The following is a 19,892-nucleotide window of genomic DNA, read 5'->3' on the forward strand; positions in this document are numbered from 1 at the left end:
CCATCGGAACCGTCGCCGAACCCTCGCCGAATTGGCGGGTTACTATAGTCGCCGCGGATCGCGGCGGCGATCCCGCCGCTTCCGGCCGGTGTGCGCGCGGACCGCCTCCGGCAAACCCGAGACTGGCGCAAGCGGACCCGATTCCGTATGAGGAAGCATGCCGCGGGCGATGTCCGACTATAGCTGGCTCGAGTGGCTCCGGTTGCGGCCGCTCGTGCAGTCCCTCAAGACGGCGCGCGACCGCGCCGTCGACTCCGCCTATCGCCGCAAGCCGCCCGCCGCCGGCGACCTCGCGGCCGTCGTCGCCGCGATCGCCGGCCGCAACGCCCTGGTGACGATCGCCTTCGCCGACGTCAACGCCGCCCGCTGGCAGATCGCCCTGATCCGCCACTACGTGCCGGACGTCGTCCACGTCGTCGTCGACAACTCGCCCGACGACGCCACGGCGGCCCGGATCCAGCACGTCGCCCGGGCCGAGGAAGCGCACTACCTGCAGCTGCCGCGCAATCCGTGGACCGGCAAGGCGGCGAGCCGCTCGCAGGGCCTCGCGCTCAACTGGACCTGGCACAACCTGATCCGCCCGGCCGCTCCGGCCGCCTTCGGCTTCATCGACGACGACCTGTTCCCGACCGGGCGGGACGACCCGTTCGCGCCGCTCGCTCGGCAGGCCTGCTACGGCCAGGTGCGTCGCATCGGCAGCCGCTGGTTCCTGTGGGCCGGCTTCTGCATGTTCCGGTTCGACAAGGTCGCCGATCTGCCGCTCGACTTCGGCCAGGACTGGTTCCTGGGCCTCGACACCGGCGGCGGCAACTGGGATCCGCTGTACAGCCGCCTCGACCTTTCCGCCTTGGAGGAGGCCGAGACCCGCTTCGTGCCGTTCCGCCCCGGCCTCGCCGTCGAGGACGGTCCGCTGCAGTGGGTCGGCCCGTGGCTGCACGAGGTCGGCCTGATGGGCCGCCCCGAGCTCGCCGAGGAGAAGCGCAACACGGTCGAGGGACTCATCGCGCCGCATCTCGCGGCTGCCATGCGGCCCTTCGTCGAGAAGGAGCCGGCGTCGTCCTGACGCCTCGCCGCATGTCCGACACCGCCCTGTCGAGCCCGATGGCGCCGGCCGCGACCGCGCCGCGCGATCCCGAGCACGGTCCCGAGCGCGCCGCCCATCCGCCCCGCATCGACGCACCCCGTATCGTCGAGATCGGCCCGACCGGCTACATGCATGCGGTCTGGCCGCGGACGACCACGTTCTTCTCCACCTGGCCGGACGAGACGCGCGCGGATCCGGCGCAGGGCCGCCACATCCCGACCTTCGCCACGCTGCCCGATCTCGCGGCCCGCCTCGCCGACCCCGATCTCGATCTCGTCGTCGTCCACGCGCCGGCCTGCGCGCCGTGGACGCCGCGGGCGCTGGGCCGGACGCTGTTCCGCCGCAGCGTGCTGCACGGCGCGCTGCCGCTCGCTCGGGCGCTCGCGCCCCAGCTCGTGCGCCGGCGGGTCGCGGCCCCGATCGCCGTGCTCGACTTCGACGATCCCGCCGTGATCGACCGCGGCAACGCCTTCCTGCTCGACCGCGCCGTCGCCTACTTCAAGCGCGAGCTGCCGGCCGATCACTGGCAGGCCTTCACCGGCACGCTGCACTGGCGTGTTCCCACCGCGCGCTTCCGCCGCGTGGCGCGGAACCGGCGCCGCATGGAGAAGCTGCTGCCGCTGTCGCTCGGCGTGCCGCTCGAGGTTTTTGCGCGGCCGTTGCCCGCGGTCGTGCCCGAGGCCGAGAAGACCGCCGACATCTTCTGGGCCGGCCGGGTGAAGGACTCCTCCACGGTGCGCGAGACCGGGCTCGGCGAGCTGCTCGCGCTGCGCGACCACGGCATCGTCGTCGACGTGCCGGACGCGCCGCTGCCGCTCGACGCCTATCTGGCCCGGATGGCTCGCGCCCGCCTGGTTTGGACGCCGGAGGGCTACGGCTGGCAGTGCTTCCGGCTCTACGAAGCGGCGCTGTGCGGGTCGGTGCCGCTCGCCAACCAGCCGTCGATCGAGCGCCACGCGCCGCTCCTAGCCGGCGAGCACGCGCTCTACTACGACGTCGCGCCGGGCGGCCTGGCGCGCGCCGTGACGGCCGCGCTCGCCGATCGCGCCGCACTCGCCCGCATCGCCGCGGCCGGCCGCGCCCACGTCCTCGCCCACCACACCCCGCCGGCGATCGCCCGCCACGTCGTCGACACCGCGCTGCGCCTCGCCGGGGCCCGGTGAGGGCGTCGGTTGGACGCGCCGGAAGCGATCGACTACAGTCCGGCCGGCCGTCGGTCCGGCCCTTCAGCGAGTTCTCGATGACCAAGCTTTTCAATCTGTTGGCGGGTCTGCTCCGGCTCCGGGGCAACACCGATCCGGCCGGCACCGTGGCGGTCCTGAAGCGGCTTCTCTCCGAGTACGGACGCGGCCACGCGAAGGGCTACGCGCTCGCCTTCTGCTTCATGGGCGTCGGTGCCGCGGCGACGGCGGCGACCGCCTACCTGATCGGCTCGGCCGTCAACGAGGTCTATGTCGAGAAGAGCTTCGCCGGCGTCGCCGCCGTGTCGATCGCCGCGATCGTGATCTTCGTCTGCAAGGGATTCGCGACCTACGGCCAGGCCGTGACGCTGGCCCGCATCTCGAACCGCATCATCGCGGTCAACCAGAAGCGGATGTTCGATCGCCTGGTGCAGCAGACTCTCGGCTTCTACTCCGACAAGCACTCGTCCGAGTTCGTCGCCCGCATCAATTTCGGCGCCACCTCGGCCTCGGCCGTGCTCAACAGCCTGATCACGGCGCTCGGCCGCGACCTCCTCACGCTGATCGGTCTGATCGTCGTGATGGTCTACCAGCAGCCGCTGCTGTCGATCGTCGGCCTCTTGATCATGCCGCCGGCCGTGCTGGTGTTGCGCAAGCTGATCAAGCGCGTGCGCCAGATCACGCTCGCCCAGTTTGGCGGCACCGTGATGATCCTCCAGGCCCTGCAGGAGACCGTGCAGGGCTTCAAGATCGTCAAGGCGTTCAACCTCGAAAACGTCATGCAGGAGCGGGTGCACCGCCACGTCGACACGATCGAGCAGGCCTCCAACAAGCTCGCCCGCGTGCAGAACCGCTCGACGCCGTTGATGGAGACTCTCGGCGGCATGGCGATCGCGTCGGTGCTGCTGATCGGCGGCTACAGCGTGCTCGTGCTCGACGCGACACCGGGCGGCTTCATCTCGTTCATCACCGCCTTCCTGCTCGCCTACGAGCCGGCCAAGCGGATCGCGCGGCTCAACATCGAGCTGCAGTCGAACCTGGTTGGCGTGCGTATCCTGTTCGAGCTGCTCGACCTGCCGGTGCCGCCGGCCGACACCCGCACGACCGCCCTGAAGGTCACCGAGGGCGCGGTGCGGTTCGAGAATGTCGACTTCGCCTATCGGCCGGGCGAGCCGGTGCTCAAGGGTGTGTCGTTCGAGGCCGCGCCGCATCGCATCTCCGCCTTCGTCGGCGCCTCGGGCAGCGGCAAGTCGACCATCTTCAACCTGCTGCTCGGCCTCTACACGCCGCAGTCGGGCCGCATCCTGATCGACGGGCAGGACATCGCCACGGTGTCGTCGGCGTCGCTGCGCCGCGCCTTCGCCTATGTGGGCCAGGACGTGTTCCTGTTCCACGGCACCATCCGCGAGAACATCGCGCTCGGCCGGCTCGGCGCCTCCGAGGACGAGATCGTCGCGGCCGCCAAGGCCGCCTATGCGCACGACTTCATCATGTCGTTTCCGGACGGCTACGACACCAAGGTCGGCGAGCAGGGCGCGCAGCTCTCCGGCGGCCAGCGCGCCCGCATCGCGATCGCCCGTGCGCTCCTGCGCGACGCGCCCATCGTGCTGCTCGACGAGCCGACCGCGGCGCTCGACTCGGAGGCCGAGGCCTTCGTGCAGGCCGCGATGGGCGAGCTGATCAAGGGCCGCACCACGCTGGTGATCGCGCACCGGCTCTACACCATCGCCCATGCCGACCGCATCCACGTGGTCGAGCAAGGCGAGATCGCCGAGGCCGGCCGCCACGAGGAGCTCTTGAGGAACGGCCAGCGCTACGCGACGTTCTATCAGCTTCGGCTGTCCGAGCCCGGCGCCGACACGACGATCGACGCCGATGCCTCCGTCGCGGAGGAATCGGTGCGGGCGGCCGTATGAGGCCGCCGTCCGACAGCGCCGTCGCCAGGCACCACAGCGGCCATGTCCTGGCGACCCGCGACGCCCGTGGCGTCGCCACCCTGACGCTTGACCGGCCCGACAAGGGCAACGCCTATGACGGCGACATGCTCGAGCGCCTGTTCGCGCTGATCGGCGCCGTCTCCGAAAATCCGGCGGTGCGCTGCGTGGTGCTGCGCGGCAACGGGAAGCATTTCGGCGTCGGCGGCGACGTCGTCGGCGATCCCGACGCGCATGCCGGTCGGCCGGACGGCACGGGCGTGCCGATGCCGAGCGTGTGCCTCGCCCTCGACGCCTGCCCGAAGCCGACGATCGCGCTCGTGCACGGCGCCTGCATGGGCGGCGCCTTCGCGCTCGCCGCCTGCTGCGACGTGCTGATCGCGACCGAGGACGCGCGCTTCGCCGTGCCGGAGCTGCGGCTCGGCTTTCCGGTCGCGCCTTACGTGCCGCTGTTCGAGCGGGCGCTCGGGCCGCGCGCGCTGCGCCGTCTGCTGATCACGGGCGAGGCGATCGGCGCCGAGGAGGCGCTACGGCTCGGCGTCGCCCATCGGATCTGCGCGGCGGCCGACATGGAGGCCGCGCTCGACGAGACCATCGCGGCGGTGCTGCTCTGTGCCCCGCGGGCGGCCGCCGAGGCGAAGCAGGATCTCCGCGCCCTGCGCGGCGTTTCTCCGACCCCGGAACTGATGGCGTCGCTCGCCGAGAAGTTCCGCCGCGGCTTTCTCGCGCCCGAGGGTGTCGAGGGTCGCGCCGCCTTCGCGGCGCGCCGGCGTCCGTCCTGGGCACCGCCGGAACCGCCGAAAGCCCGCTGATCAGTCCAGCCGTCGCGGCCCCGGCGTATCACAGCCCCGGCGCGGCGGCAGCCTTGCCGTCCGACCGAACTCGTCAGGACGCCAGCGCCAGCGAGGCCTGCCTGACCTTGTCGGTGGCGTCGGCCGCCGACTGGGTGGCTTCGACGATGTGACTCATGTTCTCGCTGATCGCCTGGACGCCGGTCGCCGCCGTCTGCATGTTCATGGCGATCTCCCGGGTCACGGCGTTCTGCTCCTCCACGGCCGCCGCGATCGTCTCCGAGATCTCGTTGATCCGGGAGATGGTGGCCGAGATCTCGCCGATCGCGTCGACCGCCTCGTGGGTGGTCGACTGCACGGCGGCGATCTGGTTGCCGATGTCCTCCGTCGCCTTCCCGGTCTGGGTGGCCAGCGTCTTCACCTCGGCCGCGACGACCGCGAAGCCGCGACCCGCCTCGCCGGCTCGTGCCGCCTCGATGGTGGCGTTGAGGGCGAGGAGATTGGTCTGCGCCGCGATCGACGTGATCAGGTTGACGATGTCGCCGATCCGGCTGGCCGACGCCGACAGGCCGGTGACGATCGCGTTGGTGCGCTTGCTCTGCTCGACCGCCTGGCCGGAGATCCGCGACGCCTCGGCGACCCGGTGGCTGATCTCGGAGATGGACGCCTGCAGCTCCTCGGCCCCCGATGCGACCGCCTGGACGTTGGCCGAAGTCTGCTCGGAGGCGCTCGCCGCTCCGGTGACTTGCACGTTGGCGTCCTTCATCGAGCCGCCGATCACCCCGAGATCCCGCTCGATCGCGAGCTGGAGATCCACCTTCTTGGTGATGTCGGTGGCGAACTTGACGACCTTGAAGGGCTTGCCATTGAGGTCGAGGATCGGATTGTAGGTCGCCTGGATCCACACCACGCGACCGCCCTTGCCGATGCGCTTGTACTGCGCGGCCTGGAACTCGCCGCGATTCAGCGCCTCCCAGAACCGGCGATAGGAGTCGCTCCGCCGCTCCGTCTCCTCGACGAACATGCTGTGATGCTTGCCGACGATCTCGTCCATGCGGTAGCCGAGCGCGTCCAGGAAATTCCGGTTGGCCTCGACGATCGTGCCGTCGAGTTTGAACGCGATGACCGCCTGTGACTTGCCGATCGCGTCGATCTGGCCTTGCGTGTCGGCATCGCGCAGCTTGCGGGTCGTGACGTCGGTGGCGATCTTGACGACCTTGAACGGCCTGCCGGTCGCGTCCTTGATCGGGTTGTAGCTCGCCTGGATCCAGACCTCGCGGCCGCCCTTGCCGATCCGCTTGTACTCGGCGGCCTGATACTCGCCGCGATTCAGCGCCTCCCAGAACCGGCGATAGGCCTCGCTGCCGCGCTCTTTCTCGTCGACGAACATGCTGTGGTGCTTGCCGGCGATCTCGGGCAGCGTGTAGCCGAGCGCCGAGAGAAAGTTTTCGTTCGCCGTGATGATGGTCCCGTCCAGCTGGAACTCGATGATCGCCTGCGAGTGGCTGAACGCGGCGAGGACGGCCTTGAGCTCCTCGAGCTCGCGGGAACGTAGCCGAAACATGTGAATGTTCCTGATGCAGCTGTGCTTGCGCAAGCTGAGCTGATCGGAGGCGCGTCGAGGTGCGTGCGTCATAGGTATCGAGAGACCGCAGCTTGCGCTCTGTGCGACATGCTGGCTCCTGACTGGTTAACGAGTGGTGCGCCCAAACTATATGTAATAATGCCTATAATTGTTTGACGTTATTGACGATAAGGATTCCTCGAAGAAATGCCGGTTTCCGGGGGCCGGAAACGGGTCTCATCGGTGCCGCCGGCGGGCCCGCGAAGCTGCCTCCGGAGATCCCCGCCCGCGCCGACGGACCCCGCTCACCCCCCCCCCGCGGCAACCGCCCCGCCCGATGGCGTCCGCCGGGGCGCGGCCGGCGCCGCGCGACGAGCCGTGCCGGATCGTCCCCACGCCCTGTCGTCGTGCGACGGCGGCCTCAGTCCAGCCGTCGCGGCCGGCCGGCGAGGCCGGTGAGCGCCAGATGGGTCAGCCGGTCGGCGAGCCGCTCGACCATGGCGTTGTCGTAGCGCAGCCCGAACGGCGCGGCGCGGAACACGTCGCGATTGCGCACGAACGGCATCGCTTGGTTCATCAGCCAGGCGGTGGCGACCGCCACCTCCTCGTTGGAGGCGTCGGGCGGCAGCAGCTTTCGCGCGATGCTCGCGGCGCTGGCGACCGCCGGCGCGCGGCCCGAGGCGAGGAACTGCTTGTAGGGGCGCGACGGCTGCATGTCCTCCCAGGCGAAGACCTTCAGGTAGCGGCCGATCGTGTTCCGCCGCAGCACCGGGCGGAGCTGGTCGCGGATCAGGTCGCGCAGCATCGCTTCGGGCGGCCGCTCGTCCGGCTCGGCGAAGCCGCCGGCGTTCGGATCGGAGCCGGAGAACGCCGAAGCGGCAGCCTGCAGAACCTCCTGATAGAGGCCTTCCTTGTTGCCGAAATAGTGCTTCACGGCAGCTGGATTGGCACGTGCCCGCTGGCAGATGCGCCGCACCGACGCACCCGCGTAGCCGTGATCGGCGAACACCGCGAGGGCGGCGCGCAGGAGTCTTTCGCGGGTCAGAGCAGGACGTCGAGCAGGGATCCGATCGAACTCGTGACGCGGTGTTTCCATTCGAGCACCTTGCTGGTCGCCGACTCGGCGGCGGACCGCGCGAGCCGGAGCGATGAACCGAAGGTCCAGTGACCGTCGCGGCCGGGGCCCTCGACGCGGTCCTCGGAGGTTCGAGCGAGGGCCACGAGGTCGAGCGGCAGCGATACGGTCGGGGGCTCGATGGAGGCCGCGGCGCTCGGCGTCGCGGCAGGTGATGCGAGCGTCGCGCCGAGCGACGCGGCACGCGGCGGCGTCGGGTCGGGCGTCGTCGTCGACAGACGGCTACGGCCCGGCCTCGTCGGCCGGGCCGCGGGCCGCTCCGGTTCCGGCTCGGGCCGGGCCATGGGCGCCGGCGCCCGGTCCGCCACCGCGACGGTGACGGGCACCGACACGCCCGCGGGCGGCTCGATCCGAGTGGTCGCACGGAGTATCGGGACGGACGGCCGTGGCGGCCCGTCCGGCGGCGACGTGTCCTGAATGGCCGAGAGAACGAGCGTCGCCGCGGTCGTCGCCGTTCCCGCGATCGTCACTCCCTTCGCAAAACGCACGACGAGCGCATGCGCCGTCGTGCTCCGAAGGAGCCTCGGCCAGCCCACCATTCACTAACTCCCCCAGTCCCCCGAGACGAATTTGGCCACGGTTTCATGGCGGAGATGGGGCTTTGGCGTGACGGTCCCGGTGCGGGATTTTGGCGCGCACGCCCGGCAGAGGATGTGCTAGGACCGTGCGGAACCGCCGCAGACGCTTCATCTATAAAGCAATTTCGGTTCGTCGGAGTGAGGTGTCGTGAATCGTCGTCTCGAGGTCACCTATGTGGTGCGCTGCCCCGCGACGGAGATCGATTCGCGCGCGACGGCGCTCGCGATCGAGCAGAGCGTCGAGATGCCGTTGTCGGCGATCACCGATCCGGCCGTGCTGGAGGAGGTCGTCGGGCGGGTCGAGCGCATCGCGCCGGCCGGCGACGGCTGCTTCGCCGTCACCATCGGGCTCGCCGACGCGACCATCGGGACCGACGCCGGCCAGCTCCTCTCGATGCTGTTCGGCAACTCGTCGCTGCACGACGACCTGGTGCTGTCCGACGTCGTGTTTCCGGCCGCGACCGCGGCGGCCTTCGGCGGCCCGCATCACGGCATCGCGGGCTTTCGCGAGCGGCTCTCCGCACAGGGGCGCGCCCTCACGGCGACGGCGCTGAAGCCGCAAGGCCTGCCCGCCGCGACGCTCGCCGCGCTGGCGGAAAAACTCACCGAGGGCGGCATCGACCTGATCAAGGACGACCACGGCATCGCCGACCAGCCCGCCGCGCCGTTCGCCGAACGGGTGCCGCGCATCGCGGACGCCGTGCAGTCAGCCGGCGCGCGCAGCGGCCACCCGACCCTCTACGTGCCGAATCTGTCCGGCGATCTCGATCGCATGCGCACCCAGGTCGCCTGCGCCCGCGCGGTCGGCGTCCGCGCCGTGATGGTGGCCCCCATGGTGGCGGGCGTCGCGACCGTCCACACGCTGGTCGCCGAACATCCCGACATTCTGTTCGTCGCCCATCCAGCGCTCGGCGGGGCGAGCCGCATCGCGCCGCCGCTGCTGTTCGGCAGGCTGTTCCGTCTGATCGGCGCCGACGCGGTGGTCTATCCGAACGCCGGCGGCCGTTTCGGTTGGACGATCGAGACCTGTCGGGCGCTCGCCACGGCGGCGCGGGCCCCGTGGCACGGCCTCGCGCCGAGCCTGCCGGTGCCGGCCGGCGGCATGACGCGCCAGCGCGTGCCGGAGCTGCTCGACGTCTACGGCACCGACGTGATGCTGCTGATCGGCGGCGCGCTGCTCGACGCGAAAGAGAAACTCGTCGCCGCCACGGCCGATCTCGTGGCCGCCGTGCACCGGCATGATTACAAGAAGTGAGCGAACAGAGACACGAGAGATGACCACCGACCCGACCACTCCGACGCGCTTCCGCAAGGCCGAGCAGAACTTCCGCTGGGAGGGCGTCGAGGCGCGGCCCTACAAGGAGGACGAACGGGCGCTGTTCAAGGCGGTGTCGCGCCAGATCCTGTTCTCGGATCCGAACCTCGCCGGCGAGCTGCGTTATTTCGAGGTCGATGCCGGCGGCTTCTCGACTCTGGAGCGGCACCAGCACGTCCACGGCGTGATGATCTTTCGCGGACGCGGACACTGCCTCGTGGGTGACGCGGTGCGCGAGGTCGGCGAGCGCGACCTCGTCCACGTTCCGCCGATGACCTGGCACCAGTTCCGCGCCACCAAGGGCGAGCCGCTCGGCTTCCTGTGCATGGTCGACGCGGTACGCGACAAGCCGCAGCTTCCCACGCCCGCGGATCTCGCTGCGTTGGAGGCGAACGACGAGATCGCCGCCTTCCTGCGCGGGACGCCGCGCCAGTCCTGATCAGCCGCGTCAGTCGATGCTCACGCCGGCGGCCTGGACCACCGGGCCGAAACGGGCACGCTCGCGCTCGACGAAGGCGACGGCCTTGGCGGGCGAGGAGTCGATCACCGGATCGATGCCGATCCGGCGGAGCTGGGCCTGGACCTCCGGCTCCACCATGACGCGGCGGGTCGCCTCGGCCAGCACCGCGAGCTCGGGCGCCGGCGTCCCCTTGGGCGCCGCGACGACGTTCCACAGGCCGGCCTCGAAGCCCTTGGTGCCGAGCGCCTCGTCGACGGTCGGAATGTCGGGGGCGAGCTCCGAGCGCTTCGCCGACGCGACCGCCAGGATGCGCGCCTTGCCGCCGCGGTGCTGCTCGAGCGAGGTGCCGAGCGTGTCGATCACCATGCCGACCTGGTTGCCGATCAGGTCGTTCATGGCGGGTGCCGAGCCCTTGTAGGGAATGTGCGGAATATCGAGACGGCCGGCCTCGGTCTTGAACATCTCGCCGGCGAGATGGAGGAACGTCCCCGTCCCGGGCGAGCCGTATTGCAGCTTGCCCGGATTGGCCTTCACGGTTGCGACCAGCGCGGCGAGGTCGGCCGGGCCGGACGGATGCACGACCACCACGGCCGGCGCCGAGCCGACGATGGCGACCGGCGCGAAGTCCTTCAGCGAGTCGTATTTCGGGTTCTTCGACAGCAGATTGTAGAGGCCGTGCGTGGAGGCGGTGCCGAACAGCAGCGTGTAGCCGTCGGGAGTCGCGCGGGCGACCTCGGTCGAGCCGATCGCGCCGGCGGCGCCCGACTTGTTCTCGACCACCATGGGCTGGCCGAGCACCACCGACATACGGGCCGCGTACTGTCGGGCGAACACGTCGGTCGGGCCGCCCGCCGGGAACGGCACCACCAGACGGATCGGATGGCGCGGATAGCTCTCCTGCGCGCCGAGCGGTGACGCGGCAAGGCCGAGGCAGAGCGCCACGGTCGCGACGAGCTTGCTGATCATGGTCGTCTCTCCTCGTGATGTTCGGGGGCCGGCGTCGCTGCCGGCCTCGTGGCGGGGGCCACATACGTCATCCACGCGATCCTTTCGCGGGTCATTCCGGGCGGCGCCATCGGGTCCGGCCATTGGCCGGCCCGACGACAGGCTCCGCACCGAACCCGGAATCGAACCCGGAACGCAGAGCTTGCCGCTGGATTCCGGGGTCGCGGCTTCGCCGCGCCCCGGGATGACCAAAGAGGCGGCGTGCGGCTGCGAGATCACAACCCCGCGTCGCGCCAGTTGTCGGCCGGCTGCTCCGGATGCGGCGTCAGCCCGGCCCGTTGCACGGCCGTGATGGCCGCGTACTCGTCCTTGTCGGAGGCGTCGCCGCTGATGCCGACCGCGCCGATCACCTCGCCGGCCGCGTTCCTGATCAGGACGCCGCCCGGCACCGGGATGAAGCGGCCGTCCGAGGCCGCGGCGAGCGCGCTCTGGAAGGCCGGCCGCTCGCGCAGCCGGTCCCTGATGGTGCGGCTCGAGAGGCCCATGCCGAGCGCCCCCCAGGCCTTTCCGGTGGCGATGTCGGCGCGCAGGATCCCCGACCCGTCCTCGCGCTTGAGCACCACGGTGTGGCCGCCGGCGTCGAGCACCGCGACGGTGAGCGGCAGCAGGCCGGCCTCGCGGCCCGCGGCGATCGCCTCGTTCGCGATCGTGTCGGCGGTCGCCAGCGGCAGCGCGACCTGCAGGCGATGGACGTAATAGTCGCTCATGAACGTGCTCCTTTGCTCGCGCCGTCGTCGATCTGTCTCTCGCGCGGCGCATCTCCTGCGGCCCGGCCCGGCTCGGCCGGACACCCGGCCGAACGTCGCCTCCATGGTCCCGGAATGCGAGGACAAGGTCCGGGCTCGCAGGCTCACGCCCGCGCCCCGGAATGACGGTGAGCCGGTCCGGTGCCGACTCACATGCCGGCGATCGCCTTCTGATAATAGGACAGGTCGACATAGTCGGCCGCCGGCTTGGTCGGCTTGCCGGTGTGCTTGGTGCGCAGCGCCAGGACGTTCTCGAAGCCCTTCATGTCGAGCGCGGCGTCCTTCGGCATGCCGGCGAGCAGCAGGCCGTAGCCGGCGGTCGCGACCTCCTCGGGCAGCTTGAGATTGTCGGCGACGAGCTTGATCGCTTGCGCCTTGTTCTTCGGGTCGGTCGACCAGCGGACGCCCTCGACATAGGCCGACAGATACTTGACCAGCGTGTCGGAGTTTTCGCGTGCCCACTTGGCGATCACGAAGCCGGCCGAGGCCTGGTACGGGCCGATCACCTTGGTGGCCTCGCCCATGTCCTTGAGGCCGGCCTTCTGGGCACGCAGCGAGAAGGGCGGGTTGAGCATGGTGGCGGCGAGCGTCTTGTCGGCGAGGAGTGCGTCGACCCGCTTCATCGTCGCGCCGACCACCTGCACCTTGTAGTCCTTCTCGCGCTCCAGCCCGGCCGAGCGCAGGATCTCGTAGAGCTGGAACGCATAGGCCGTGTTGGGCGCGTCGACCGCGACGGTTTTTCCGCGCAGGTCTTCGATGCGCGCGATGTCGGGCTGGACGAACAGCCGGTTCATGCCGTCGTCGCCGCCGACCACGATCTTGGCGTCGGCGCCGGCCATCTCGACCATGGCGACCGAGTTGTCGGAGGCCGCATGGACGACCTGGAAGCGCCCGTCGGCGAGGCCGTTGCGCAGCTCGTCGGAGTTCGGCGCGATCTTGATGTCGACCTCGAGCCCGCGCTTGGCGAACAGCCCCTGCGACTGCGCCGCGAACAGCGGCAGGTTCTGCATGCCGGCGAACACCATGATGGTGAGCTTGGTCTGCGCCGCGGCGGGCGCCGATCCGGCGATCAGGGCGGCGGTCGCGGCCGCGAGGGCGAGGGTCTTGGCGCGCATGAGGGCTCCTTGGCAGTCTTCTCGTTGGCTGGATGGAATGTCGCAGGGACGGGCAAGCGCACGCCGACACCACCGCAGGGCGGTGCCGCGCAGGACGACACGATCAGGGCTGTCGAAGTGACGTCACGCGAGACCTCCCGGCGGGCGGATCTTGATCGTCCGCCTCGTCGTCATTCTAGAGCGAAACCGGTGCGGCTGGGAATGCTCCGCGCACGCATGCGCGTTCGTCCGGTGCCGCGACCGGCGCATGACGCCATCCGAAACCGCAGCGGTCCGCCGACGGCGGTCCGGGCCGCCGCCCGATCCGGATCACATGATATACAGAGCGACGACGATGCCGGCGATCAGCACGACGAGGAAGATCGTGAACCAGAAGCCGAGGCGCTTCTCGATGTGCTCGCGGGCGACCGGTCCGTAGCGCTGAAGCAGGTAGGCCGACAGGAAGAAGCGGGCGCCCCGGGTGATCACCGAGAACAGCACGAACAGGAAGAAGTTGTAGCCGGCGAAGCCCGACGTGATGGTGACGATCTTGTAGGGGATCGGGGTGACGCCCTTGATCAGGATGATCAGCGAGCCCCACTTGGCGTAGGCTTCGCGGAACGCTTCGACCTTGTCGCCGTAGCCGTAGAGCGAGATCAGCCACAGGCCGACCGAGTCGTACAGGAAGGCCCCGATGGCGTAACCGAGGATGCCGCCCAGCACCGACGTGACGGTGCAGACCAGAGCGTAGTAATAGGCCTTGTCCGGGCGCGCGAGCGCCATCGGGATCAGCATGGTGTCGGGCGGGATCGGAAAGAACGAGCTCTCCGCGAACGACACCGTGCCGAGTGCCCAGGTGGCGTGCGGCTTGCCTGCGGCGCCGATGCACCAATCGTACATCTTTCTCAACATGGGCGCCTGCTTAGCCGGCGCGGGGCGGAAAGTCCATGCGGGGTGGTGCGGCGCGGTGCCCGGGGTGTCCGGGGGCGATGCTCACCCGCGCTTGCCGACCGCCGCCGCCGGCCGCTTGCGGCGGGCCTTGGCCGGACGCTTGGAGAGCTTCTCGGCGATGCCGTAGAGCTGCTCGCGCCGGTGCATCTCCTTCCACACCTCGGTCGGCTTGACGCCGACCGCGGCCCACAGCACCGTGAGGTTGTAGACGAGGTCGGCGCTTTCCCGCACGACATTGTCGTGGTGATCGTCCATCGCCTCGATGATCACCTCGGCGGCTTCCTCGGCGACCTTCTTGGCGATCTTGGCCCGGCCCGAATGGACGAGGCGGGCCGTCCGCGAGCTCGACGGCTTCGCGGTCTGAGCGGCCTGTACGGCCCGAAACAACCGGTCGATCGAATCAGCCATGTCCGAACGATAACCGACCGCGGGCCTGCGGGAACGCCGTTCGACCGCATCGCACACAAAAAACGGCGCCGCGTGGCGGCGCCGCCTCTGTCGTCTCGCGCCGCGACCCGGCGTCGCGGGTCCGCAGCCCGACGGTGGTCACCAACGGTCGTAATAGCCGTAGGGCGCGTAACCGGGACCATACCCATAATAGCCGTAGCCGGGCGGCGGCCCGCCATAATAGCCGTAGGGCGCGTAATAATAGCTGCGCCGGGCGGCGGCGTTGGCGGCCGCGATGCCGATGATGGTCGCGGCGGCGGCGCCGACCGCGTAAGGGACGCCGCGTGGCGCGCCGCGATAATAGCGGCCGCCCCGGTAATAGCGACGCTGGGCGCCGGCTTCGACCGTGCCGCTGGTGAGATCGGGGCCGGCCTTGCCGGCCGAAGCCGCGGCGGCGGGCGCCGGGGTGAAGCCGCCGACCGCGATCGCGACGGCCGCGACCACGGCGGCGGCCATGGTGGGTGACTTGCGCATGGGATCCTCTGGACTGCTCCGCTCCGCCGCGTCCCGACGGAACAAATCAACGCGCGGATCGGCCTTTCGTTCCGCGCCCGGCATGCTGCGGCCGCAGGGCAGGACGTCGCGTCAGGCGGTGTCGCCGGCCTCCTCGGCGGCGAGGCGGGCAGGCCAGTCGCGGCGTCGGCGCAGCAGCGAGGCGGCGGACCGCACGAGCAGGCCGGCGACGAGCACGACCAGCACGGCGGCGATCGGTCGCAGGACGACGATCGTCCGATGGCGGTTCGACATGACCAGCGACTGGCGCAGGCTCATCTCCAGGATCGGGGCGATGACGAGGCCGAGCACCCGCGGCGCCGGATCGACGTCGAACGGCCTCGGCACGTCGCCGAGCACACCCTTCGCCAGCATGATCCGCACGGCGACGGCCGAGTGCTTCACCTCGTGGACACCGAGGATGCAGCCGACGAAGGCGTGGAGCGGCGCGGTCGACGCGCGCGGCAAGGGCGTCGCATGGTTTGCAATTGAAGCAAGCTCGCCGGTCGACCCGAGCGTCCCGCCGTCTCATCCCTTCCGCCGCGCCTTGCTGGCGCGGGCCGTGAAGCGCGCCATGGCGGCGAGGGTCTCGTCGGAGACGTGGTGCTCGATGCCCTCGCTGTCGCGCCGCGCTGTCGCGGCGCCGACGCCGAGCGCGCACAGAAAGGTCTCGACGACGTGATGGCGGGTGCGGGCGCGCTCCGCCATCGCCTCGCCGGCCGCCGTGAGGAACACGCCACGATAGGGACGCTGCTGGACGAGGCCCTCCTCGGCGAGCCGTTTCAGCATCTTGGCGACGGTGGGCTGGGCCACCCCGAGCCGGACCGCGATCTCGACCTGCCGGGCCTCGCCGCCGGTGCGGATCAGCTCGGCGATCAGCTCGACATAGTCCTCGGCGAGCTCGGCCCGGCGCGCGTCGCGGGCCTGCCGGAAGCCGTCGGCCGCATCCGTCGGCCGTGTTCCGGTCGGCGTGCGCCGGCTCGCCGGCCGGGGTGCCGCCCCGGTCTGCCGTTCCGCGGAGGGGCGTCGTCTCGTCGCCATCGCGCCGTCGTCCGAATGTCGTCGGGCCGGGCCACGACCGGGCCGGGCGCTCGCCGTACAAGAATCGCTCCCATCTGCCCCCGAAGCGGCAGATGGAACCCTTGACGAAATAGCAACGCTCCCGATTTATAGCAACGGCTATAATTTCCGGCGGACCACGAAGGCCGGCATGGTGACCGACATCCACGGATTGGACACTCAGGGGAAGGTGGCGGCCGAGCAGGGCTCCGACCGCACGACCGACGCGATCCGCGACGCGCTCGCGGGGCGGCGGCACGGCCGTTTCACGTTTCTCCTGTTCGCCGGGCCGGCCGTGATCTCGTCGATCGCCTACATGGACCCCGGCAACTTCGCGACCAACATCCAGGCCGGCGCCAAGTACGGCTACACGCTCCTGTGGGTCGTGCTGCTCGCCAACCTGGTCGCGATGGTGTTCCAGGGCTTGTCGGCCAAGCTCGGCATCGTCACCAACCGGAACCTCGCCGAGATCTCGCGCGACCACCTGCCGAAGCCGGTGGTGTGGGGCATGTGGGTGACGGGCGAGATCGCCGCCATGGCGACCGACCTCGCGGAGTTTCTGGGCGGCGCCATCGGCTTCTCGCTCCTCTTCGGCATCCCGCTCCTCGCCGGCATGGCCATCACGGCCGTGATCACCTACGGCATCCTGCTGTTCGAGCGCGGCGGATTCCGTGTCATGGAGCTGATCATCGGTGCCATGGTGGCGATCATCGGCCTCTGTTATCTGATCGAGGTGTTCATCGCGCCGATCTCGTGGACGGGCGCGCTCGCCGGCATGGTGACGCCGAGCATCCCGTCCGCCGAGGCGCTCACCATCGCGGTCGGCATCATCGGCGCCACCGTGATGCCGCACGCCATCTACCTGCATTCCGGCCTCACCCAGGCCCGCGCCCCGGCTCGCGACGAGCGCGAGCGCCGCGCGCTGCTGCGCTGGTCGAACCGCGAGGTGGTGGTGGCGCTCGCCGTCGCCGGTCTCGTCAACATGGCCATGGTGATGATGGCCTCGGCCGCCTTCCATCTCGGTCACAGCGACGTCGGGGAGATCGAGACCGCCTACAAGACGCTCACCCCGCTGCTCGGGGCGGGCGCGGCGGCCGTCTTCCTCGTCTCGCTGATCGCGTCGGGCGTGTCGTCGTCGGTGGTCGGCACCATGGCGGGACAGCTGATCATGCAGGGCTTCGTCGGCTTCGCCATCCCGTTGCTGGTCCGCCGGCTGGTCACCATGATTCCGGCCTTCGTCGTGGTCTGGCTCGGCGTCGACGCCACCAACGCGCTGGTGATGAGCCAAGTGGTGCTCAGCCTCGCGCTGCCGGTGCCGATGATCGCGCTCGTCTGGTTCACGGGCCGCAAGTCCATCATGGGCCGCTACGCCAACGGCCGGCTCCTCCAGAGCGTCGCCGTCCTGGGTGCCGTCGTGGTGTCGATCCTCAACGTCGTCCTGCTGGCCCAGACCTTCGGGCTCTTGGACGGTTGGTCCGCGGGGTGACGATGCGTCCCCTTCACGGACGCGCCCGCGGCAGGCAAAGGCTCTCCCGGACGTCGTCATGCCCACGCTCGTCGCAGGCATCCACGTCTTGGTGAACGTCGGAAGGCGTGGGATGGCCGGATCGAGCCCGGCCATGACGAGGAGAGCGGCTCACCCCCCCAGATAGAGCTTCCTGATCAGCTCGTTGTCGGCGAGCTCGGCGGCCGACCTGCCTTCGAAGGCGATGCGGCCGTGGACGATGACGTAGCCGCGGTCGGCGATGCGCAACGCCTGGGTGAAGTTCTGCTCGGCCATCAGCACGGTGAGGCCCCAGCGCTCCTTCAGCTCCTGGATCTTGTCGATGGTGCGGGCGACCAGCACGGGCGCCAGGCCGACCGACGGCTCGTCGACCAGCAAGAGCTTCGGCGCGAGCATCAAGGCACGGCCGAGCGCCAGCATCTGCTGCTCGCCCCCCGACATCGAGCCGGCGAGCTGGCGGCGCCGCTCGGCGAGCCGCGGGAACGCCTCGTAGCAGAAGCCGAGATTGTCCTTCAGGGCGGCCCGTGCCGTCGGCCGGAAGGCCCCGAGCAGCAAGTTCTCCTCGACCGACAGGCGTGGAAACAGCCGCCGCCCCTCCGGAACGAGCGCGATGCCGAGATCGACGATCTCGACCGTCGACATCCCGCCGAGGTCGTGCGTCGCGCCGTCGATCGTCACCGTGATGCGACCCGCGGTCGGCCGCAGCAGGCCCATGATGCACTTGATCACGGTGCTCTTGCCGTTACCGTTGGTGCCGAGCAGCACCACGGTCTCGCCGGGGTTCACGGCGAGCGAAACGTCCTCCAGCACCCGCACGGCGCCGTAGCCGGCGTCGATCCCCTCGATCCTGATGCTACTGGCCAAGATACGCCCTTTCGACCTCGGGATGGCGCACCACCTCGGCGGGCGCGCCGTCGGCGATCTTCCTGCCCGACACCAGCACCACGAGGCGCTGCGAGAACTGCATCACGGCCCGCATGATGTGCTCGATCAGGACGACCGTGATGCCGGCTTCGTTGAGCCCGATCAGCAGCGCGACGATCTCGTCCACTTCGGAGTTCGAGAGACCCGCCATCGCCTCGTCGGCGATCAGCAGCTGCGGCTCCGCGGCGAGCGCGCGGGCGAGCTCGAGCTTGCGCATGTCGACCTGGGTGAGATCGCACGGCATGTGGCGGGCGCGATCGGCGAGCCCCATCTGGCCCAGCACCTCGGCGATGCGCTCGGCGATCTCCGGTTCGGAGAGCCGCCGCCCGCGCCGGCTCTCGGCGGCGTAGACAAGCGGCACCCGGATGTTCTCGGCGATCGTGAGGCTCGCGAACGGACGCGGGAGCTGGAACGAGCGCGCGAGCCCACGCCGTGTGCGCTGGTGTGGGCCGAGGCCGGCGAGATCGCGGCCCTCGAACCGCACCGTGCCGGTCTCGTGCACGAGCGTGCCGGACAGGCAGTTCACCAGCGTGCTCTTGCCGGAGCCGTTCGGGCCGATCAGGCCGACCCGCTCGCCGGCCGGGATCGTCAGATCCACGCCGTCGAGCGCGATGAAGCCGCCGAAGCGCTTGCCGACGCCCTCGACCTGGAGCAGCGGCTTCGTCATGGCGCGGCCCCTTTGCGGTCGCGGCCGAAGACGCGCCGCCACAGCCCGACGATGCCGTTCGGCGCGACGATGACGAAGCCGACCAGCAGGAGGCCGACGATCAGCAGGTTGACGGCCGACGATATCGTCACGGTGGCGATCTGCTGCAGCGAGCCGAGCAGCACGGCGCCGATCAGCGGCCCCACCCAGGTCGTGGTCCCGCCGATCATCGGCATGGCGATGGCGTTGACGGCGTAGGGCAGGCCGAAGGCGGAATTCGGCTCGACATAGCCGATGTAATAAGGAAACGGCGCGCCGGCCATGCCCATGAAGGCGCCCGAGACGGTGGTGGCGATCAGCTTCAGGCGGAGCGTCGGCACGCCGTTCGCCTCCGCGGCGAGCTCGTCGTCGCGGATCGCGGTGAAGCCGAGGCCGAGGCGCGACCGTTCGATCGCGCGCGCCGTGGCGACCGCGATCACGGCGAGCGCCAGCATCACCAGCACCAGATAATCGATGTAGCTCAATCCCGGGATCGGCCCCGCCGCCGGCTTGATGATGTAGGCGCCGCGCGAACCGCCGACATAGTGCCAGTTGACGACGACGGTCTGTAGCACGACCGCGAGCGCGAGCGTCGCGATCGAGAAGAAGGCGCCGCGCAGTCGCAGCGTCAGCCAGCCCATGGCGAGGCCGAGCATCCCGCACAGCATCGCCGCGACGATGACCAGCGCCGGCACGGGCAGCGGGAACGCCTTGTGGAGGAACACCGACGTGTAGGCCCCGACCGCGAAGAACGCGGCCGATCCGAAGTTCACGTAGCCCATGTAGCCGCCGAGGATGTTCCATGCGGTGGCGAGCACGACGAACTGAAGAACCGTGTAGCCGGCGAACATCAGATAGTCGCTGCGCAAGGCGAGGGCGACGCCGTAGAGCGCCGCCGCGACCCCGATGCTGATCAGGACGAAGAGCGAGTTACGCAAGGCCG

21 protein-coding genes are annotated in these 19,892 nt (G+C 70.1%); 7 read left to right on the forward strand and 14 right to left on the reverse strand.

Going from position 1 to position 19,892, the window contains the following annotated elements:
- Window positions 1–169 precede the first annotated feature (169 nt).
- From ACFSOX_RS11200 to ACFSOX_RS11215, 4 genes are all read left to right on the forward strand, one after another.
- The gene (locus ACFSOX_RS11200; protein ID WP_378477895.1) at window positions 170–1,063 is read left to right on the forward strand and encodes a hypothetical protein; all 894 of its coding nucleotides are present in this window, start codon (window positions 170–172) and stop codon (window positions 1,061–1,063) included.
- Window positions 1,064–1,074: 11 nt separating this feature from the next.
- Entirely contained in the window at window positions 1,075–2,247 is a 1,173-nt protein-coding gene (locus tag ACFSOX_RS11205; protein ID WP_378477896.1) for a glycosyltransferase family protein, read from the forward strand.
- A gap of 77 nt (window positions 2,248–2,324) precedes the next feature.
- Window positions 2,325–4,181 (forward strand): ABC transporter ATP-binding protein, encoded by a 1,857-nt coding sequence (locus ACFSOX_RS11210; protein WP_378477897.1) that lies wholly within the window; start codon window positions 2,325–2,327, stop codon window positions 4,179–4,181.
- Window positions 4,178–5,011, forward strand: coding sequence for an enoyl-CoA hydratase/isomerase family protein (locus ACFSOX_RS11215; RefSeq protein WP_378477898.1), 834 nt, complete (start codon window positions 4,178–4,180; stop codon window positions 5,009–5,011). Before ACFSOX_RS11210 ends, ACFSOX_RS11215 begins: the two co-directional genes overlap by 4 nt.
- Window positions 5,012–5,084: 73 nt before the next feature.
- On the opposite strand, the gene ACFSOX_RS11220 is transcribed toward ACFSOX_RS11215, so the two are convergent.
- The 3 genes from ACFSOX_RS11220 to ACFSOX_RS11230 form a co-directional block, all read right to left on the reverse strand.
- Window positions 5,085–6,554 (reverse strand): methyl-accepting chemotaxis protein, encoded by a 1,470-nt coding sequence (locus tag ACFSOX_RS11220; RefSeq protein WP_378477899.1) that lies wholly within the window; start codon window positions 6,552–6,554, stop codon window positions 5,085–5,087.
- Between the two features lie 421 nt (window positions 6,555–6,975).
- The gene (locus tag ACFSOX_RS11225; protein WP_378477900.1) at window positions 6,976–7,650 is read right to left on the reverse strand and encodes a TetR/AcrR family transcriptional regulator; all 675 of its coding nucleotides are present in this window, start codon (window positions 7,648–7,650) and stop codon (window positions 6,976–6,978) included.
- Window positions 7,596–8,228: a hypothetical protein gene (locus ACFSOX_RS11230; RefSeq protein WP_378477901.1), complete on the reverse strand. Its 633-nt coding sequence runs from the start codon at window positions 8,226–8,228 to the stop codon at window positions 7,596–7,598. The genes ACFSOX_RS11225 and ACFSOX_RS11230 overlap by 55 nt, the downstream gene beginning before the upstream one ends.
- A gap of 187 nt (window positions 8,229–8,415) precedes the next feature.
- Between ACFSOX_RS11230 and ACFSOX_RS11235 the strand changes: the two genes are divergently transcribed.
- Together ACFSOX_RS11235 and ACFSOX_RS11240 are read left to right on the forward strand one after the other, a co-directional pair.
- Entirely contained in the window at window positions 8,416–9,522 is a 1,107-nt protein-coding gene (locus tag ACFSOX_RS11235; RefSeq protein ID WP_378477902.1) for a RuBisCO large subunit C-terminal-like domain-containing protein, read from the forward strand.
- A 19-nt stretch (window positions 9,523–9,541) separates the two neighbouring features.
- Complete coding sequence (locus tag ACFSOX_RS11240) at window positions 9,542–10,021, forward strand: cupin domain-containing protein (RefSeq protein ID WP_378477903.1); 480 nt, start codon at window positions 9,542–9,544, stop codon at window positions 10,019–10,021.
- A 9-nt stretch (window positions 10,022–10,030) separates the two neighbouring features.
- Here the strand turns inward: ACFSOX_RS11240 and ACFSOX_RS11245 are convergent, their stop codons facing one another.
- From ACFSOX_RS11245 to mntR, 8 genes are all read right to left on the reverse strand, one after another.
- Entirely contained in the window at window positions 10,031–11,008 is a 978-nt protein-coding gene (locus ACFSOX_RS11245; RefSeq protein ID WP_378477904.1) for a Bug family tripartite tricarboxylate transporter substrate binding protein, read from the reverse strand.
- Between the two features lie 254 nt (window positions 11,009–11,262).
- Entirely contained in the window at window positions 11,263–11,754 is a 492-nt protein-coding gene (locus ACFSOX_RS11250) for a GlcG/HbpS family heme-binding protein (RefSeq protein ID WP_378477905.1), read from the reverse strand.
- Window positions 11,755–11,942: 188 nt separating this feature from the next.
- The gene (locus ACFSOX_RS11255) at window positions 11,943–12,908 is read right to left on the reverse strand and encodes an ABC transporter substrate-binding protein (RefSeq protein WP_378477906.1); all 966 of its coding nucleotides are present in this window, start codon (window positions 12,906–12,908) and stop codon (window positions 11,943–11,945) included.
- A 309-nt stretch (window positions 12,909–13,217) separates the two neighbouring features.
- Window positions 13,218–13,799: a YqaA family protein gene (locus ACFSOX_RS11260; RefSeq protein WP_378477907.1), complete on the reverse strand. Its 582-nt coding sequence runs from the start codon at window positions 13,797–13,799 to the stop codon at window positions 13,218–13,220.
- A gap of 81 nt (window positions 13,800–13,880) precedes the next feature.
- Entirely contained in the window at window positions 13,881–14,246 is a 366-nt protein-coding gene (gene hisE / locus ACFSOX_RS11265) for a phosphoribosyl-ATP diphosphatase (RefSeq protein WP_378477908.1), read from the reverse strand.
- A 138-nt stretch (window positions 14,247–14,384) separates the two neighbouring features.
- Window positions 14,385–14,759, reverse strand: a complete 375-nt coding sequence (locus tag ACFSOX_RS11270) for a hypothetical protein (RefSeq protein ID WP_378477909.1) — start codon at window positions 14,757–14,759, stop codon at window positions 14,385–14,387.
- 111 nt (window positions 14,760–14,870) lie between these two features.
- Complete coding sequence (locus ACFSOX_RS11275) at window positions 14,871–15,245, reverse strand: hypothetical protein (RefSeq protein WP_378477910.1); 375 nt, start codon at window positions 15,243–15,245, stop codon at window positions 14,871–14,873.
- A gap of 60 nt (window positions 15,246–15,305) precedes the next feature.
- Window positions 15,306–15,818 carry a manganese-binding transcriptional regulator MntR gene (gene mntR, locus ACFSOX_RS11280; RefSeq protein WP_378477911.1) on the reverse strand — a complete coding sequence of 171 codons (513 nt, stop codon included), beginning with the start codon at window positions 15,816–15,818 and terminating at the stop codon, window positions 15,306–15,308.
- Window positions 15,819–15,987: 169 nt separating this feature from the next.
- Here mntR and ACFSOX_RS11285 point away from each other — a divergent pair, with 169 nt between their 5' ends.
- Complete coding sequence (locus tag ACFSOX_RS11285; protein WP_378477912.1) at window positions 15,988–17,322, forward strand: Nramp family divalent metal transporter; 1,335 nt, start codon at window positions 15,988–15,990, stop codon at window positions 17,320–17,322.
- 150 nt (window positions 17,323–17,472) lie between these two features.
- On the opposite strand, the gene ACFSOX_RS11290 is transcribed toward ACFSOX_RS11285, so the two are convergent.
- From ACFSOX_RS11290 to ACFSOX_RS11300, 3 genes are read right to left on the reverse strand one after another with little or no spacing between them, the layout of a single operon-like run.
- A complete protein-coding gene (locus ACFSOX_RS11290; RefSeq protein WP_378477913.1) occupies window positions 17,473–18,204 on the reverse strand; it encodes an ABC transporter ATP-binding protein in 732 nt (243 codons plus the stop codon).
- Window positions 18,194–18,931, reverse strand: a complete 738-nt coding sequence (locus ACFSOX_RS11295) for an ABC transporter ATP-binding protein (RefSeq protein WP_378477914.1) — start codon at window positions 18,929–18,931, stop codon at window positions 18,194–18,196. The genes ACFSOX_RS11290 and ACFSOX_RS11295 overlap by 11 nt, the downstream gene beginning before the upstream one ends.
- The gene (locus tag ACFSOX_RS11300; RefSeq protein WP_378477915.1) at window positions 18,928–19,887 is read right to left on the reverse strand and encodes a branched-chain amino acid ABC transporter permease; all 960 of its coding nucleotides are present in this window, start codon (window positions 19,885–19,887) and stop codon (window positions 18,928–18,930) included. The genes ACFSOX_RS11295 and ACFSOX_RS11300 overlap by 4 nt, the downstream gene beginning before the upstream one ends.
- Window positions 19,888–19,892 lie beyond the last annotated feature (5 nt).

This window comes from Rhodoplanes azumiensis (assembly GCF_042682915.1).
In the GTDB taxonomy this organism is placed as follows: Bacteria; Pseudomonadota; Alphaproteobacteria; order Rhizobiales; family Xanthobacteraceae; genus Rhodoplanes; species Rhodoplanes azumiensis.

Coding starts and splice junctions, on each gene's coding strand:
- ACFSOX_RS11270 (WP_378477909.1), bottom strand. CDS start 14,759: ATGCGCAAGTCACCCACCATGGCCGCCGCCGTGGTCGCGGCCGTCGCG.
- ACFSOX_RS11230 (WP_378477901.1), bottom strand. CDS start 8,228: ATGGTGGGCTGGCCGAGGCTCCTTCGGAGCACGACGGCGCATGCGCTC.
- ACFSOX_RS11255 (WP_378477906.1), bottom strand. CDS start 12,908: ATGCGCGCCAAGACCCTCGCCCTCGCGGCCGCGACCGCCGCCCTGATC.
- ACFSOX_RS11200 (WP_378477895.1), top strand. CDS start 170: ATGTCCGACTATAGCTGGCTCGAGTGGCTCCGGTTGCGGCCGCTCGTG.
- ACFSOX_RS11215 (WP_378477898.1), top strand. CDS start 4,178: ATGAGGCCGCCGTCCGACAGCGCCGTCGCCAGGCACCACAGCGGCCAT.
- ACFSOX_RS11260 (WP_378477907.1), bottom strand. CDS start 13,799: ATGTTGAGAAAGATGTACGATTGGTGCATCGGCGCCGCAGGCAAGCCG.
- mntR (WP_378477911.1), bottom strand. CDS start 15,818: ATGGCGACGAGACGACGCCCCTCCGCGGAACGGCAGACCGGGGCGGCA.
- ACFSOX_RS11205 (WP_378477896.1), top strand. CDS start 1,075: ATGTCCGACACCGCCCTGTCGAGCCCGATGGCGCCGGCCGCGACCGCG.
- ACFSOX_RS11250 (WP_378477905.1), bottom strand. CDS start 11,754: ATGAGCGACTATTACGTCCATCGCCTGCAGGTCGCGCTGCCGCTGGCG.
- ACFSOX_RS11240 (WP_378477903.1), top strand. CDS start 9,542: ATGACCACCGACCCGACCACTCCGACGCGCTTCCGCAAGGCCGAGCAG.
- ACFSOX_RS11225 (WP_378477900.1), bottom strand. CDS start 7,650: ATGGAAACACCGCGTCACGAGTTCGATCGGATCCCTGCTCGACGTCCT.
- ACFSOX_RS11210 (WP_378477897.1), top strand. CDS start 2,325: ATGACCAAGCTTTTCAATCTGTTGGCGGGTCTGCTCCGGCTCCGGGGC.
- hisE (WP_378477908.1), bottom strand. CDS start 14,246: ATGGCTGATTCGATCGACCGGTTGTTTCGGGCCGTACAGGCCGCTCAG.
- ACFSOX_RS11285 (WP_378477912.1), top strand. CDS start 15,988: ATGGTGACCGACATCCACGGATTGGACACTCAGGGGAAGGTGGCGGCC.
- ACFSOX_RS11245 (WP_378477904.1), bottom strand. CDS start 11,008: ATGATCAGCAAGCTCGTCGCGACCGTGGCGCTCTGCCTCGGCCTTGCC.
- ACFSOX_RS11295 (WP_378477914.1), bottom strand. CDS start 18,931: ATGACGAAGCCGCTGCTCCAGGTCGAGGGCGTCGGCAAGCGCTTCGGC.
- ACFSOX_RS11220 (WP_378477899.1), bottom strand. CDS start 6,554: ATGTTTCGGCTACGTTCCCGCGAGCTCGAGGAGCTCAAGGCCGTCCTC.